General features: G+C 74.3%; 1 protein-coding gene and 1 pseudogene. Both read right to left on the minus strand.

The annotated features are described in order from the left end of the window. Positions 1-2,448: non-ribosomal peptide synthetase (locus tag IE97_RS0137765; protein ID WP_030252121.1), on the minus strand; the 2,448-nt coding region annotated here is incomplete at its 3' end. Between the two features lie 133 nt (positions 2,449-2,581). Continuing rightward, positions 2,582-2,722, minus strand: a pseudogene (locus IE97_RS43910) (hypothetical protein); the annotation flags it as partial. Position 2,723 lies beyond the last annotated feature (1 nt).

Here is a 2,723-nt window from a genome sequence, read left to right on the forward strand (position 1 = left end):
CCCCGGGCCCCGCCCCTCACAACGCGCCGCATACGCCCGCCCCAGATCACGTGCCAGCGGCCCCATCGACCAGCCGTCGCCCGCGATGTGGTGCACCACGAGCAGCAGCACGCTCTCCCTCGGAGCGACCTCGAACAGCCAGACCCTCAGGGGGACTTCGGAGCTCAGGTCGAAGAGGTGGTCCGCGCGGGCGGCCAGCTCCCGGCCCAGCTCCGCCGGGGCCACCCGGGTCACCGTGAGCAGCTCGCCCACCTCGGCCATGCCGAGCACCCGCTGATACGGCACACCTCCCCGGTCCGGCGGGAACACGGTCCGCAGGCTCTCGTGCCGCTCGACCACGTCCCGCAGCGCCGCCGCGAGGGCGACCACGTCCACGGCACCGGTCAGCCGGACCGCCATCGGGATGTCGTACGTCGCCGAGGGGCCCTCCAACTGGCCGAGGAACCAGAGCCGTTGCTGGGCGTAGGACGCCGGGAGCCGGTGCGGCCGGGACCGGACGCCGAGCGGCGGCCGCGCCGTGCCGCCGGACGGGAGCCGCCCGGCGAGCGCCGCGACTGTGGGGTGGTCGAAGAGGGTGTGGATGCGCAGCTCGACGTCGAGCGCGGTCCGTACCCGGCTCACCAGGCGGGTCGCGAGCAGCGAATGCCCGCCCAGGGCGAAGAAGTCGTCGTCGACGGTGACCGACGGCACGCCGAGGACGTCGGCGAAGATCCCGCAGAGCACCTCCTCGTGTGGTGTCCGCGGCGCCCTGCCCTCCCTCGCGTGCCACACTCTCGGCGCGGGCAGGGCCCGTTGGTCGAGCTTGCCGGTCACGGTCAGCGGCAGGGCGTCCACGGCCACCACGGCCGACGGCACCATGTACTCGGGCAGCTGCCCGCCGGTCAGTGCGGCGGGGTCCACGCCGTCGACGGCCTCCCGTGCCACGCCCGCGCGCGGCACCACGTATCCGACGAGCCGCCGGTCGCCGGGGCGGTCCTCACGGACGACGGCGGCGGCCTGCGCGATGTCCGGATGGGCCAGGAGGGCCGCCTCGACCTCGACGAGTTCGATGCGGAAGCCGCGCACCTTCACCTGGGTGTCGACGCGCCCGGCGAACTCGAGCCGCCCGTCGGGCGCCCAGCGCGCCAGGTCGCCGGTGCGGTACATGCGCTCGCCGGGCGCCGCGTACTGCGCCGCGTACGGGTCCGCCACGAAGCGCTGCGCCGTGAGGCCGGCACGGTGCGCGTACCCGCGCGCCAGTCCGGTGCCCGCCACGTACAGCTCTCCGACGACGCCCGGCGGGACGAGGCCGAGGCCGGCGTCGAGCACATACGTCCGTGTCCCGTCCATGGGCCGCCCGATCGGCGGCGACACCGCGGTGAGGTCCGTGTCGGTGACGGCGCCGCACGTGGCGAAGGTCGTCGCCTCCGTCGGGCCGTAGACGTCGATCACGGTGGTCGTGGGGCAGGCTCGCAGCACCCGTCCGAGGACCGCCGAGGGCACCGTCTCGCCGCCGGTCCACACCTCCTCGAGTCCGGCGAAGCAGTCCGGCGCCTCCTCGGCGAGGACCCGGAAGAGACCGATCGTGAGGAACAACGCGGTGACGCCCCGCCCGCCGGTGGCCCGCTCGACCCCCGCGGGGGTCAGCTCGCCCGGTCCGGCCACCACCACCGTTCCGCCGCCGAGCAGGGGCACCCAGATCTCGTACGTGGACGCGTCGAAGACGTGCGCCGAGTGGAACAGCACCCGCCGGTGCGCGTCGGCGCCGAACCGCCGGTCCGCGGCCAGGCCCGTGACACCCCGGTGGGTCACGGCGACCCCCTTGGGCCGCCCGGTCGAACCGGATGTGTACATCACGTACATGAGGCCGTCGGGACCGACACCGCGACCGCCCGGCAGGTCTCCGAGGAAGGCCGGCCCGATCTCGCCCGCCCCCTGCTGGTCCTCGCCGACATCGACATGGACGCGTACGAGACGGTCGTCGGCGCCGGCCCCTAGGTCCGATGGGCCGTCCGTGAGCAGGACCGTCGCTCCCGTGTCGCGGAGGATGAAGTCGATCCGCGAGCTGGGCCACCGGCCGTCCAGCGGCACATAGGCGCCTCCCGCCTTGACCACCGCGAGCAGCGCGACGATCAGTCGCGCCGAGCGCTCCATCAGCACCGCCACCGGGTGTTCGGGCCCCACACCCGTCGCGACGAGGCGCCGGGCGAGGCGGTCGGCGCGGGCGTCGAGTTCGGCGTACGACAGCTCGGTCCCGTCGGCGTCGACCACGGCCGTTGCCCCCGGGGTGCTGCGGGCCCGGTCCTCGAAGAGGTCCGCGACGTTCGTGCGCGGGAGTTCCTGGCGGGCGCCGTCCCCGACGGTGAGCAGGCGGGTGCGCTCGTGCGGGTCCAGGATGCCGAGGGCGCCGAGCCGCCGGTCCGGGTCGTCGGCGGCGGTGTCGAGGAGCCGGGTGAGGCGGTGTGCCATGGCCTCGACGGTGGTGTGGTCGAACAGATCGGCGGCGTAGGTGATACCGCCCTCGACACCGGCCGGGATCCAGTGCTGTCTGCCGGTTCGCGCTCTGGAAGCCGAGCATGACCTGGAAGAGGGGGTGGCGGGACGGCGACCGGACCGGGTTGAGGGCCTCCACCACCTGCTCGAAGGGCAGATCCTGATGCGCGAAGGCCGCCAGATCCGCCGACCGCACCCGCCCCACCAGCTCACGGAAAACCGGATCCCCCGACACATCCGCCCGCAACACC

The organism is Streptomyces sp. NRRL S-455 (assembly GCF_000717875.1).
In the GTDB taxonomy this organism is placed as follows: domain Bacteria; phylum Actinomycetota; class Actinomycetes; order Streptomycetales; family Streptomycetaceae; genus Streptomyces.